This is a genomic window from Streptomyces sp. KR55 (genome assembly GCF_052245645.1).
Lineage (GTDB): Bacteria > Actinomycetota > Actinomycetes > Streptomycetales > Streptomycetaceae > Streptomyces > Streptomyces flavusporus.
Window position 1 is genome coordinate 16,977 of the sequence record NZ_JBQQCE010000062.1, and the last position, 12,312, is coordinate 29,288.

11 protein-coding genes and 1 pseudogene are annotated in these 12,312 nt (G+C 70.9%); 5 read left to right on the forward strand and 7 right to left on the reverse strand.

Annotated elements, in window-relative coordinates:
* Window positions 1–133: 133 nt before the first annotated feature.
* Window positions 134–889: a metallophosphoesterase gene (locus tag ACTWQJ_RS11925; RefSeq protein ID WP_443306606.1), complete on the forward strand. Its 756-nt coding sequence runs from the start codon at window positions 134–136 to the stop codon at window positions 887–889.
* Here ACTWQJ_RS11925 and ACTWQJ_RS11930 read toward each other — a convergent pair.
* Both ACTWQJ_RS11930 and ACTWQJ_RS11935 read right to left on the reverse strand, forming a co-directional pair.
* Window positions 882–1,487, reverse strand: a complete 606-nt coding sequence (locus ACTWQJ_RS11930) for a PDZ domain-containing protein (RefSeq protein WP_443306607.1) — start codon at window positions 1,485–1,487, stop codon at window positions 882–884. The genes ACTWQJ_RS11925 and ACTWQJ_RS11930 overlap by 8 nt on opposite strands.
* Before the next feature lie 98 nt (window positions 1,488–1,585).
* Window positions 1,586–2,452, reverse strand: a complete 867-nt coding sequence (locus tag ACTWQJ_RS11935) for a LysR family transcriptional regulator (RefSeq protein WP_443306608.1) — start codon at window positions 2,450–2,452, stop codon at window positions 1,586–1,588.
* 93 nt (window positions 2,453–2,545) lie between these two features.
* Here ACTWQJ_RS11935 and ACTWQJ_RS11940 point away from each other — a divergent pair, with 93 nt between their 5' ends.
* Together ACTWQJ_RS11940 and ACTWQJ_RS11945 are read left to right on the forward strand one after the other, a co-directional pair.
* Entirely contained in the window at window positions 2,546–3,259 is a 714-nt protein-coding gene (locus ACTWQJ_RS11940; RefSeq protein ID WP_443306609.1) for a CTP synthase C-terminal region-related (seleno)protein, read from the forward strand.
* Window positions 3,260–3,307: 48 nt separating this feature from the next.
* Window positions 3,308–4,837 carry a hypothetical protein gene (locus ACTWQJ_RS11945; RefSeq protein ID WP_443306610.1) on the forward strand — a complete coding sequence of 510 codons (1,530 nt, stop codon included), beginning with the start codon at window positions 3,308–3,310 and terminating at the stop codon, window positions 4,835–4,837.
* Here the strand turns inward: ACTWQJ_RS11945 and cyc2 are convergent.
* The 5 genes and pseudogenes from cyc2 to ACTWQJ_RS11970 form a co-directional block, all read right to left on the reverse strand.
* A complete protein-coding gene (gene cyc2 / locus ACTWQJ_RS11950) occupies window positions 4,830–6,986 on the reverse strand; it encodes a germacradienol/geosmin synthase Cyc2 (RefSeq protein ID WP_443306611.1) in 2,157 nt (718 codons plus the stop codon). The genes ACTWQJ_RS11945 and cyc2 overlap by 8 nt on opposite strands.
* 101 nt (window positions 6,987–7,087) lie before the next feature.
* A pseudogene (locus ACTWQJ_RS11955) lies at window positions 7,088–7,783 on the reverse strand (RNA-guided endonuclease InsQ/TnpB family protein); the annotation flags it as partial.
* A gap of 52 nt (window positions 7,784–7,835) precedes the next feature.
* On the reverse strand, window positions 7,836–9,005 hold the full coding sequence (locus tag ACTWQJ_RS11960) for a damage-control phosphatase ARMT1 family protein (protein ID WP_443306612.1): 1,170 nt from the start codon (window positions 9,003–9,005) through the stop codon (window positions 7,836–7,838).
* Between the two features lie 22 nt (window positions 9,006–9,027).
* A complete protein-coding gene (locus ACTWQJ_RS11965) occupies window positions 9,028–9,675 on the reverse strand; it encodes a ScbR family autoregulator-binding transcription factor (RefSeq protein WP_443306613.1) in 648 nt (215 codons plus the stop codon).
* A 64-nt stretch (window positions 9,676–9,739) separates the two neighbouring features.
* Window positions 9,740–10,642 (reverse strand): ScbA/BarX family gamma-butyrolactone biosynthesis protein, encoded by a 903-nt coding sequence (locus ACTWQJ_RS11970; RefSeq protein ID WP_443306614.1) that lies wholly within the window; start codon window positions 10,640–10,642, stop codon window positions 9,740–9,742.
* A gap of 189 nt (window positions 10,643–10,831) precedes the next feature.
* Here ACTWQJ_RS11970 and ACTWQJ_RS11975 point away from each other — a divergent pair, with 189 nt between their 5' ends.
* Both ACTWQJ_RS11975 and ACTWQJ_RS11980 read left to right on the forward strand, forming a co-directional pair.
* The gene (locus tag ACTWQJ_RS11975; protein ID WP_443306615.1) at window positions 10,832–11,497 is read left to right on the forward strand and encodes a ScbR family autoregulator-binding transcription factor; all 666 of its coding nucleotides are present in this window, start codon (window positions 10,832–10,834) and stop codon (window positions 11,495–11,497) included.
* Window positions 11,494–12,312: NAD(P)H-binding protein (locus ACTWQJ_RS11980; RefSeq protein WP_443306616.1), on the forward strand; the 819-nt coding region annotated here is incomplete at its 3' end. The genes ACTWQJ_RS11975 and ACTWQJ_RS11980, both read left to right, overlap by 4 nt.

Genomic DNA, 12,312 nt, shown 5'->3' on the forward strand with positions numbered 1-12,312 from the left:
GGTGAGCCGGGGTTTCGAGCCGGAAACCGGCCGCACCCAGTCCACCTGCTAATGCTCTCACATTGCCCAACCATTATCTCTAATGCTTAGATGCAGCAATCCCATTAATCCACGCTCCAGGGAGGCCCCACCCGTGCTCGTACTCGCCCACATCAGCGATCTGCATCTGGACGGAAGCCCACGGGCGACGGAGCGCGCCGAGCGGGTGCACGACCGGTTGTGGGGACTGCCGGGTCACGTGGACGCGCTGCTGGTGACGGGGGACATCGCGGACCACGGCACGGAGGCGGAGTACGAGGAGGCCGCCCGCATCCTCGGCCTGGACACCGGCGACGCGCCGTTCCCGGTCCTGACCTGCCCGGGCAACCACGACCGCCGCGAGCCGTTCCGCAAGGCGCTGCTGGGGCGGCCCGCGGCCCAGGGACCGGTCAACGGCGTGCACGTCTTCGACGACGCCGCTGTGCTGATGTGCGATTCCAGCATCCCCGGCAGCGACGAAGGGGCGCTGGACGACGAGACGTACGACTGGATCGAGGCGACGCTCGACGAGCTCGACGGAACCGTTCCGGTACTGCTCGCCTTCCACCACCCGCCCGTCGCGCTGCACCACCCCCTGCCCGACTCCTACCAGCTCCGCGAACCGCACCGGCTGGCCGCCCTCATGGAGCGCCGCCCCGAGATCGCCGGGCTCGTCACGGGGCATGCGCACACCCCCGCGGCCACCGCGTTCGCCGGACGGCCACTGGTCGTCGGTCCCGGGGTGACATGGACGCTGCGGCTGCCCTGGGAGGGCGAACAGGTCGCCGACCGGGACGCGCCGGTCGGGCTGGCCTTCCACGTCCTGGACGACTCGGGGCGCCTCACCAGTCACTTCCGGGTGGTCACGTGACGACACCGGGGACCACCGACAACTGTTGGTAGCCGCCGCTTTCATGACGTACCGTCACACTGACCGCCGCCCCCGGCCGCGCCGCACCCACGGCGCGCACCAGGTCCGACGCGGACTCGACGGGAGTGCCGTCGAACGTGAGGAGTACGTCCCCACGCACCAGGCCCGCCGCGAAGCCGGGCCCCGGGACGTGGACCCCCACGACCATGGCGCCGGACTTCTCGGCGTCCACGACCTCCACGGCCAGGGTCGCCCCCGCGGGCGCCGGTGGTGAGGGGCTCGGCGCGGTGGTCGGCATGGACGGGCTCGGGCGGGACGAGACGGACGGGCCGACACGCGCCCCCGGTGCCGCGGGCCCCTGCCCCGCCTGTCGCTGGAGTTCGGCGACCTTGCTCATGCCGATCACCGTGGCGCCCACCGTGCCCAGTCCGACGCCGGACAGCACCAGCACCGTTCCGATGAACAGGCCGAAGAGCAGGGTCGTGAGCCGTCGGCCGCGACGGCGCGCGGCGTGCGGCCGCCGGGCGGGGCTCGATCCGGTACCGCTGCCCGGCTCCCGACCGGGCATCGGCTTGGGACGCAATGCAGTCTGTTCCATGGTTCGCCTCCAGTGGTGCACTACCCGGCGCACCGGCGCACAACGAGCCACGAACGAGTGAGACTGACCCATGGTCAAGAACGGGAAGCCATAGTGGCTCACCCCCCTGCGGTCAACGCCTCCACGACCGCTGCCGCCGCTCCCCGCGGCGAGCCCGCGTGCACCAGCTCCGTGCGGTGGACGACCCGCGGCTCGGTGACCGGGACGGCGACCGTGCCCGCCACCGCCTCTCCCGCCGAGCGGGGCAGCAGGGTCAGGCCGTGGCCCGCGGCGGCCAGGGCGGTGAGGGTGCGGACGTCCGTGCCGTCGTAGCGCAAGGACGGGCGGAAGCCATGGCCACCGTTCGCGGCCCGGAGGTGGGCCAGCGGCAGCCCTGCGTCGGGGGCGTCGAGCCAGCGGGCGTCGGCGAGGTCGCCCAGGCGCAGGTCGGAGCGCCGGGCCAGCGGGTGCGTGGTGGGAAGGAGGACGCACACGGGCTCCTCCCCCACGCCGTACGTGGTCAGCGGCGCCACGTCGGGCAGCCGCAGCGGATCGCTGGGGGCGGCGAGGCCGTCGACCAGGCCGAGGTCCGCGGCGCCGGTGGCGACGGCCGCCGGAATTCCGTCCCGCGACAGCACCCGCAGGGTCACCCCCGCGGCCGGGAGCGCGGCCAGGATCCGCGGCCCGAGCGCGGTCGGCGCGGCGGCGAGCGTCAGGCCGTGCGCGGGAGCGGCCGCCATCCGTACGACGTCCGCGCGCGCCGCGTCCAGGCGCAACAGCAACGGACCCGCGTGTTCGAGGAGTCGCTCGCCGGCCGCCGTGGGGGCGACGGGACGGCGGGTGAGCAGCGGAGCCCCCAGGTCCTGTTCAAGCGCCGCGATGTGCTGGGAGACCGCCGACTGGGTGTAGCCGAGTTCCCGCGCGGCCTCGGAGAACGAGGCGACGCGGGCGACGGTGGCATACGTACGCAGGAGGTGCGGGTCCATGCCCCTCAGGATCCCACTGCATCAGCAACGCTTATCGACTGTGCAGAAATCATCGTTGGACGTGAACCTCGGGTCGAACGCAGGATGACAGCCATGACGAACACAGCAGCCCGCCTGGCCCTGGTCGGCGACCGCTCCCCCAACGTCGCCTCGCACACTCGTATCCCCCTTCTCCTCGACGCCCTCACGGAACGCGACCGGCTCGTCCTCGACGCCTACTGGATCCCCTCCGAGGACGCCGAGGACCTCGACGCCGTACGCGGCTTCGACGCGGTGTGGGTGCTGCCGGGCAGCCCGTACCGCAGCGAGGCCGGTGTGCTCACGGCGATCCGCACCGCGCGGGTGGAGGGCATTCCGTTCCTGGGCACGTGCGGCGGGTTCCAGCACGCCCTCCTCGAGTACGCCCGTGACGTCTGCGGTCTGACGCGCGTGGTGCACGCGGAGAACGACCCCGCCGCCGCGGACCCGCTCATCGAGCCGCTGGCCTGTTCGCTCGTCGGCCACGAGGCCGTAGTGACGATCGAGCCGGGCTCGCTCGCCCAGTCCGTGATCGGCTCCGAGCGGACGGTCGAGCGCTACTTCTGCGCGTACGGTCCCACCCGCCACCTCGACACCCTGCGTGCCCACGGGCTGCGCTTCTCCGGCCACGACGAGGACGGCCACGTCCGGATCGCCGAACTCCCGGGCCACCCCTTCTTCCTGGCCTCGCTCTTCCAGCCGGAACTGTCCGGCGACGGCTCGCGCCCGCATCCGATGGTCCGCGCGCTGGCCCGGGCCGCGGTGGAGCACATGCGTCAGCCCGTGTGAGCCGGGCGGCACGTCCCGTTGTCAGTGGTCGCTGTTACGTTCTGTGACATGACCGATCATGCCTTGCGGCTCCTCAGGCAGGACGCCCGGCTGGCCGAACTGGCCACGTTCCCCTTCAACTTCGACCTGGCCCGCGCCGACCACGACCACGTCGAGCCGGTCCGCCTGGCCTCGGGCGGACCGCTGGAGGCGGTGGCCGGGGACGACACGGGCGGCACGTATTTCGTGTGCGCCGACGGCTCCGTGCTGTACGCGGACTCCGAGGGCTCGGCGGGGATCATCGGCTCCAGCGTGGACGAAGCGCTGGAGATACTGATCGGTCTGCCCGGCTGGCACGACTACATGGATCTGTCGCCCGAGGACGGCGAGAAGACGATCCTCGGGCGGATCGCGGAGATCGAGGACGAGATCCGCGAGGACTACTCCATCGATGCGGAGCGGGCCGAACTCCGCGCCGCACTGGGCCTGCCCGAGCGCTCCCCCGTCGAGCTGGTGGGCCTGCTGCATGCCGCCCTGCTGCGCACCGAGCCCGACTTCCTGCTGCTCAACGGGGAGGAGTTGTGCGCGTACGACCTGCTCGACCGCCATCCGCGGCCCCCGCTGTGGGAGCCGGTGCTCGCGCAGGGACGCGCCGACCTGGCCCTGCTGCGGGCGGGCGACCGGGCGGTGTGGGACGCGGTGCCCGAAGATCCCGTACGCCGCCGACTCGCTCTGCGGGCCGCGCAGTTCGACCGCGCCGAGGGCGACCATGGCCTGCTGCGGCATCTGATGCGGCACGAGGCGTCCTCGTCGATGACCGACGAACTACGGCTCGCGGCCGTGCTGGTGGGGCTGCGGGGCGATGTCTCGGATCTGCCGTTGCTGCATGAGGTCCGCGAGACGGACTATGACACGCACTGCGGTCTGAGCGAGATTCCCCAACCAGGAGCGGGGGCCGCCGAGTTGCTGCGCTGGGCCCAGGAACTGGACGACTCGCTGTTCGGTACGGACCCCGCCGACGAGCCGCTGTGCACCTGGACCGAACTGGCCCTGGACCAGGGCATGACGGAAATCGCCCGGGTCGCACTGATCCGCAGGCTCGACGAGATCGTCATGGACCAGGGCACACTCCGGCGGGCCGGAGATCCGAAACGGCTGGAGACATCGCGGCTCAGCTCGCTCGCCCGCGAATTGGAGAGGGCGGGCGACCTCCTCCAGGCGCTGCGCGCCCAGCGCCTCTACGCCACCCTGCAGGACACGGCGTGGGACCGCGTCTCGGCCCGCCTGACCCAGGCCCGCCTGGAACGCGATTCCGGGCAACTTCCTTACGCCGCCAGCACGTTGAGATCCCTGCGGGACATCCTGGCAGACCCGGGGGACGACTCCTTCCGGCACTGGCGCGGCGTGAACCTCGGCCGCTTCATCGCCGAGGAGCACTACGCCCTCACCCGCGCCCTGGCCGACGCAGGCCTCCCCGCGGACGCTCGTACGGTCCTCACCGCCGCCGACGCGATACTCGGCGAGCTCTCGGAGAACGCCGCGAACGGCGTCCGGGAGCTCGCCGAACAGACCGCGGAGCGGGTACGGGAGGTCAGCTGACCGGCAGGGCGGGCGGCCGGTCCGGGAGGAAGCCGTGGGCGCGCCGGGCCAGCCAGTCGGCCTTGTAGCGGTCGACCTCCCGGTGCCAGTTCAGGATGCCCGCCATCCAGTTCTGCAGATCGACCACATAGCCCTGCATGATCGCGCGCGCCTCGTCCGAGAGGTCGAAGTCGTCATACACGACGGGCAGTTCCTGCGCGGCCACGTGCTGGAACTGCTGCATACGCTGGGTCATCAGGTCGTGGACGACGCCCAGCGCGGCCGGGTAGTCGCAGCCGAAGAAGTTCTGGACGACAAGGATCGCGTTGTGGATCTCACCTTCGTACTCGATCTCCTTCTGGTAGGAGAAGACGTCGTTGAGCAGGCAGGCGTAGTCGACGGCGGCGTTCTCCAGGGAGCGGACGGAGCCGCTGCGGTAGACCTCCAGCGGTACGGCGGGGCCGTGGCCCATCCGGCACAGGCTCATGGTGAGGTCGGCGCCGAAGGTCTCGCGCCGCATCTCCAGGTAGTCGACCGGGTCGGGGATGCGGTTCTGGAGCTGGTTGGACAGCTCCCACACCCAGCTCCGGGTCATGACGTCCACCGCGGACTTCAGGGTGCACCGTTGCTCGGAGGTCATCCCCGCCGTCGTCCGGGCCCACAGGTCGATCAGTCCGCGCTCCATGGCGTTGGCCGGGACCGGGGCCTCCTCGCCGTCGACGGGCATGCAGGCGGACAGGCGTGCCGTGGTGAGACGGGCGGCGGCCAGGTCGCGGCGGTGGCCGTAGACCAGCGGGTAGTAGTCGTCGCCGTACGTGCCCCAGGCGAGCCACTGCGCGCTGAGGTCGAGGGCCTCGGGGGTCGCGTCCGGGTCGAGGCCCGCCGAGCACAGAGCGAGGTCGTAGGCGCGGAGCTTGTCCAGGTCCCAGACGCCCTCCTGGAGGATGCCCATGCGCTGCGCCCAGCCGGTGAGGCGGTGGCGGGCGTCGTCCAGGTGCGGGCTGAGCTCCACCTGGAAGGGCATGTGGAAGTCGGGCAGCAGGGACGGGCCGACCTTCTGGAACGGCACGTGCGCATAGGCGCGAAGACGCTCGGCGCCGGCCGCGGCGAGCAGCGCGCCGACGTCGGCGGCGGACGTGCCGGGGCCGGTCAGACCCTGCCAGGGCGAGGTGGCGCGGGCGCGTTCGTTCATGTACCGGCTGGAGCGCATATGCCATTCGTGGCCACCGGACTGCCAGTCCTGCAACCCCTTGGTGTACGCGGCGACCGCGGCGACCTCCTCGGGGGTGAGGCCCTTCTCCAGGGCCAGTGCGGGCACTTCGGTGAGGGCGGTGTGCTCGAACTGGTGCAGCCGGGAGGTGAGGATGTCGTTGACGGTGTCGGCGGCCTCCTGGGTGGTGCAGCCGAAGAAGGTCTCCAGGACGAGCACGCCGTTGCTGAGTTCCCCCTCGTCCTCCACCTCGCGCTGGTAGGAGAACAGGTCGTTGCGCAGGTGCACCGCGTCGGAGAACGTCTCCATCAGCACCCTGAGCGGCCTCGACCCGGCGACGGACGCGGGCACTTCGGCCGTCGCGTACTCCACCAGCCCCGACGACCAGGGCGCGCCGCCGACCTTGCGGCGCATCTCGACGTATTCGACGGGGTTGGCGATCCGGCCCTCGTTGATGTTGGACAGCTCCCACAAGGACTCGTTCAGCAGGTGCTCGGTGGCCACGGCGAACCGCCGCCGCCAGTCGACGGACATGGCGGGCACCGTGCGCGCCCACAGGTCGGCGAGGCCCGCCTCGACCGGGTTCTGCGGCTCGGGCACCTCGGTCGACAGGTCCATCGGCATGAACAGGGGCAGCCGGTCCAGGTAGGCCTTGCCGCCGGCGCGGTCCTGGGTGCGCTTGAAGATCTCCAGGAAGTGGTCGTCGAAGAAGAAGACCCACACATACCAGTCGGTGATGAGGGAGAGGGCGGGTCCGTCGCAGTCGGGGTGGGTGTAGGCGCAGAGCAGGCCGTAGTCATGCGCGTCGAAGTCGGACTGTTCCCAGATCCCGGAACCCTCGAGCATGCCCATCTCGCGCGCCCACACGGTTGAGTGAGCCCGGGCCTTGTCGACATGTGGGTTCAGCCGCGCGGGATACGGCATGTAGAAGTGCGGGAGTTCGAAGGGCTGTTGCGTCATGGCCGGGCTCTACCCGTGGCCTACCGGGGGCATCCGTAGGCCCGGGCATGATCACACCATCGCTTGAATCCTCCCCCTCTTGAACGAGGGGGATTCCTGGCTCAGGCTGCCTGCGGGAGCAGCGCTCCCGGAGGTCTTACGCCCTCGGCACCAGCCGGGTTGAGACCAGCCCGGACGAGCATCACGCGGGCGGAGTTCTTGTCCCTGGGGGACACGGCTCCGCATGCGGTGCAGGTGTAGGTACGTTCCGACAGCGGAAGTGCGTGCTTGGTTCTCGCTCCGCACGAGGCGCAGTCCATGGTGGTGTGCGCGGGATGCACCAGGCGTACCTCGCGCCCGTGCTTGCGGCCCATCTCCAGCAGGGCCTTCTTGGTGGCGCCGATCGCCGCGTCGGCCGCCTTGCGCGCCATCGACGTCCTGGCGAGGAACTTCGGCCGGAAGTCCTCCACCGCGATGACGTCGTGGTCACATACGACGCGTTTGGCCCACTTGCGGCCGGTGTCCTGCCGCTGCCGGGCCACCTTCTTGTGCGCCTTGGCGCGCAGGTGCCTGGCCTCGCGGTAGCCCTTGGAGGCAGCCTGCCCCTTGGCGGGTTTGCGGCGGGCCATCATCCGGTCGTACCGCGACAGCTTCGCCTGGGCCTTCCGGCCGTGCTCGGCGTGCGGGAGATCGTGGGCGTCGCTCGTGGTGGTCGCGGTCTCCTTCACGCCCCAGTCCACGCCGATCACCTGGCCGGTTTCGGGGAGCGGCCGGACTTCGACGGGGACGACGAAGGAGGCCCACCAGTGGCCGAGGCTGGTGTGGCAGGACATACGCGTGGGCTGAGCCGGTTTCCGCCCTGCTCTGGCCTCATGCCCTGACCTGGATCAGGGCATGGGTGCCGCCGGTCCGCCAGCGTGGGCCTTCCGCGGCGTCCAGCGCGGCCTCGGTGCCGGCGTCGAGGCCGCAGATCACGTCGGACTTCAGGGTGCGCAGAGCGGCGACCGGGCCGGGGAAGTAGCCGGTGACGTCGGGGAACGGCGTCGTCGGGGGCCACAGCCGGTCGCCGACGAGGCGGCGGTAGTTGAGGTCGCCCTTCACGATCGTCACCGTGGCGGCGAACTCGGCACGCAGGTCGTCGGGCATCTCGGCGTACGGCAGCGGGCCGCAGGAGAAGGGGTGGGCCCGCACCGTGAGGCGGCCGTCGGTCAGCGCGGCCCACAGCCGCCGCCCGTAGCCACGGGCCGCGCCCGGCGCCGCCGTCAGCCGGCGCAGCGCGTCGAGCACATCCGCCGGGGTCGCGTCGGAGACGTAGTACGGGTGCGGCTTGACGTGCAGGACCGCCCGTTCGACGCGGCCCCCGGCGAGCAGATGCGCGATGAGGAGCAGGTCGGGGATGAGCTCGCGGCCGGAGTTGTCGGCGATCAGGCACAGGGTGCCCGCGCCGGAGGGCGGGAGCAGCGACCACAGGGTCTCGCTGTCGTCGGCGACCAGGCCGGGGACGGCGGCCGAGGTGTCGGCTCCGCCCGCGGACAGCCGGAAGCCCAGGTCCGCGCGGTTGCCCCAGAGCGAACCGTGCAACAGGGCCCGGTCCCGTTCGTCGGCCGGGCGGTCCTCCAGGGCGTCGAGCGCTGCGAGTTCCTCGTCCGTCTGCGGTGCGTCGAGCTCGGCGAGCTTGTCGGGGCGGAAGGGGTCGATGCCCTGCCAGGGGCCGGGGCCGAAGTATCCGACGGATTCGAGGAGTTGGCGGTAGAAGTAGCTCTCTGACCACAGCCAGGGCACGTCGAACCAGGAACGCCCGGCGTAGGTGTCGAGCCCCCAGGCGGCCCAGCGGTCCCGGTCGTGCGCGTCGGCGGGGAGCGGTTCGATCACGCCCTTGGTGCAGCTCACGAGCAGCGCGTCGAGCGCGCGTCGGCGGTCGGGGCCGTACGGGAAGGCCTCCCGCACCTGCCGGATGATCGCGGGATGGCGTTCGGCCAGCACGCTGTGCGGGAAGGAGCCGGGTTCGTTGCCGAGGATCAGGGGCGCGGAGGCGGGCATGCGGCTCACCGTACCGCGCCGCTCAGGCCGTTCTGATCTCCCGCTCCAGTTGCACGGCGAGGCCGAGATAGCGCGGGCGCCTGGTCACGGGCACGAGGCCGCGGATGAGGACGTACCACATCTCGGTCACCCGGCGGGGCAGGCGGAACAGGGATTCCAGGGTGCGGCCGGTGACACGTATGCCGACGAAGAAGCTGACGACCGAGTGGGCGACGATGTCGACGTCGACGTCGGGGTGGATGTCGGACTCCTTGACGGCGCCGAGCAGTTTGCGCGAGACGATCTCCAGCAACTCGGTGAAGGGATGCGGCATCGGTGGCCGCACCCCCACTCCGCCGGTGGCGAGCCGGAGGCCTGCTCGGGCGACCGGGCCCTCGACGGCGAGACGGGTGAGGCCGAAGGTGATGCGCATCAGGGCTTCGAGCGACGAGCAGTCCCGGCGGTCCACCTCGCGGGCGAGCTGCCGCGAGGCCTGCGACTGGATTTCCATGATGGCGTGGGCCAGGTCTTCCTTCGCCGCGAAGTGGAAGTACAGGGCGCCCTTGGTGACTTGGGCGTGCTCGACGATGTCGCTCAGGCTGGTCGACTCGTAGCCGTGACGGTCGAACAGATCGGCGGCGGCTGTGATGATCGTCGCGCGGGTCTGTTCGGCTCGCAACTGCCTCGCCATCGGCTGGACTCCCCTGGAATAAAAACGGGTTATGCCGTTTGTTTCTCCCTGTTCATACGATAGCTCACTCGGCAACGGCTCCCACGAGGCACTCGAAGACCGTCGACTCCCTCTGTGTTGCAACGATCCGTATCCCGGTGCCCCGCTCTTCCACGGCCTCGATCCAGACAGGTTCGTCCAGTTCGGCGTAGCGATGGAAGACGGCGTGGAAGGAGGCGGGCGAGCCGGCCTTCGCCGCTCGCGCCCAGGCCGCCTGGCGGGCCGCCTCCAGCAGGAGCATGCCTGGCGCGTGATCGAGGGGATGGTCGAAGAAAACGGGATGTGCGGTATCGATTCGCAGCTGCCAGCGATCGTCGCGTCCGGTGGGCGCCAGTACGACGTCCGCGGCCAGGGCGCGCCCCACGGCGTCCGCCGGGAGTCCGGGCGGCACGGGCGGCGCGGACACGGTGTCCGGGGTGCGGCCGCCGCGCAGCCTGCGGTAGACCGAGTCGCCGACGCAGGTGAAGGCGACGCGCGCACTCGCCACGCGGGCGCCGTCGACCAGCACCTCGGCGGTGTAGCGGGCGCCGGCCGGGCGACCGCCGCGGTACCGCACGTCGAAGAAGTCGAGCTCGACGAGCGGTTCGGCCGGTATCGGGCCAACCGTCAAGTACTCGGGAAAGGTATCGACTTCGAACTGCTGGAGCACGAAGTGGTACCCCAGGGGCACGTCGTACTCGGTGTGCGCGATCAGGGTTCCGGCCTGGCGGATCGTCTCCACGACGAGCAGCGGTTCGTATGCGGAACGGTCGGACGACACGTGTAACCCATGGGCGCGGGGCCACTGGGCGGACACCGAGAAGCGGTCGGTTCCCTTCCGGCTCCAGTCGGTGAGGAAGGTCTCGGCGACGGCCGCACGGTGGACGAACTGCCGGGGAACTGTCGCCATCAGGGACGGGGTCTCGGCAAGCTGCCGCGGTTGAGGCATGTCTCTCCTACGGTCCCCCGAAGGCCAGACGGACGGTGAAGTGTCCGTTGCGGGTGAGCGCCAGAGTACGAGGCGACCGGTTTGTTTTCAATGAGATCACTCCGTAGCACTCTATGATCGGGGCAGTTCCGGCACGATCGTGGCGCCCACGGCAAGAACCGGCCAACAGGGCGCCGGGGAGGGTCTCTCATGGCGAAACAGGAACGCGCCATCAGAACACGCAGGGCGATCCTGGAAGCCGCCGGCGCGGTCTTCGATGAACACGGCTACACCTCCACCACCATTGCCATGGTGCTGGAGCGGGCCGAAGTCACCAAGGGCGCGCTGTACTTCCACTTCCCGTCCAAGGAGTCCCTCGCCCAAGCGGTGCTGGACGAACAGGTGCCGTTCGGTTCAATCCCCTCGCAGCCCTGCAAGCTGCAGGAGGTCATCGACATCACGTTCGTCGTCGGCCAACGGCTCCTGAGCAACGCCCTGCTCCGCGGCAGCGTGCGGCTGGCGGTGGACCAGTGCGCTCCGCCCGGGGTCGATCACACCGGACCGTTCCGGCAGTGGGCCGACCATCTGACACCGCTGATGGAACAGGCACGCAAGCAAGGGGAGTTGCTGCCGACGGTGGAGCCGCGGGACACGGTGGAGCTGCTGGTGGGCTCGTTCACCGGCATCCAGTTGATGGCGCGGGCGCTGACGGGCCGGTCCGACCTGGGTCGGCGGCTCTCCGTGCTGTGGTCCCACATGCTGCCGAGCATCGCGGTGCCCGGACTGCTGCTCGGCCTCGACAGCCGGGCCGACCGGGGTGCCCGGGTGCTCGAGTCCCTCCCACCACTCGAGTCTCTCGACAGGGCGATCTCGTGATCCTGCTGACCGGGGCGACCGGCACCGTCGGCTCTCTGGTGGCCCGGCGCCTGGCCGGCTCTGTGCCGCTGCGTCTGCTCACCCGCGACCCGAGCCGCTTGGCCGGGCCGCCGGGTCCGCGGGTCGAGGTGGTGGCCGGCGACCTCGCCGACCGGGACGGTCTGCGGCGGGCGCTGAGCGGAGTGCGGGCCGCGCTGCTCGTCACGGTGGATCCGCTGACGCACGCCCACGACGAGAACTTCCTGACGGCCGCGCGCGCGGCGGGAGTTCGTCATGTGGTGAAGCTGACGACCCTGTCGGTGACCGAGTCCGACGCCACGGATCTGGTCACGCAGTGGCAGCGGGAGAACGAGCGGCTCCTGCGCGACTCGGGGCTGTCGTGGACCCTGCTGCGGCCGCGTGCCTTCATGTCCAACACGCTGGGCTGGGCGCGTTCGGTGCGGGAGGAGGGCGTGGTGCGGGCCCTGAACGGCACGACCGCGGTCGCGGCGGTCGACCCCGGGGACATCGCGGAGGTAGCGGCACGGGCACTGACGGACCAGGAGGAACACGCGGGACAGGCGTATCCGCTCACCGGCCCCGAGCCGGTCAGCCCGGTGGAGCAGACGCAGACTCTGGCGGAGCTGCTGCACCGCCCGTTGCGGTTTGTCGAGTTGACCGAGGATCAGGCACTGCACGGTCTACTCGGCCGCTATCCCGAACCGGTTGCGCACGCCTTGCTGGAGAGCGCCGTACGCGGACGGGGCGGCGGGAAGGGCCGACCGGACCCGGCAGTCCCCACCCTCCTCGACCGTCCCGCCCGCACCTACCAGGAC

Excerpts from the sequence above, each read along its gene's own strand:
- ACTWQJ_RS11930 (WP_443306607.1), bottom strand. The coding sequence starts at position 1,487 with ATGGAACAGACTGCATTGCGTCCCAAGCCGATGCCCGGTCGGGAGCCG.
- ACTWQJ_RS11935 (WP_443306608.1), bottom strand. The coding sequence starts at position 2,452 with ATGGACCCGCACCTCCTGCGTACGTATGCCACCGTCGCCCGCGTCGCC.
- ACTWQJ_RS11940 (WP_443306609.1), top strand. The coding sequence starts at position 2,546 with ATGACGAACACAGCAGCCCGCCTGGCCCTGGTCGGCGACCGCTCCCCC.
- ACTWQJ_RS11945 (WP_443306610.1), top strand. The coding sequence starts at position 3,308 with ATGACCGATCATGCCTTGCGGCTCCTCAGGCAGGACGCCCGGCTGGCC.
- cyc2 (WP_443306611.1), bottom strand. The coding sequence starts at position 6,986 with ATGACGCAACAGCCCTTCGAACTCCCGCACTTCTACATGCCGTATCCC.
- ACTWQJ_RS11960 (WP_443306612.1), bottom strand. The coding sequence starts at position 9,005 with ATGCCCGCCTCCGCGCCCCTGATCCTCGGCAACGAACCCGGCTCCTTC.
- ACTWQJ_RS11965 (WP_443306613.1), bottom strand. The coding sequence starts at position 9,675 with ATGGCGAGGCAGTTGCGAGCCGAACAGACCCGCGCGACGATCATCACA.
- ACTWQJ_RS11970 (WP_443306614.1), bottom strand. The coding sequence starts at position 10,642 with ATGCCTCAACCGCGGCAGCTTGCCGAGACCCCGTCCCTGATGGCGACA.
- ACTWQJ_RS11975 (WP_443306615.1), top strand. The coding sequence starts at position 10,832 with ATGGCGAAACAGGAACGCGCCATCAGAACACGCAGGGCGATCCTGGAA.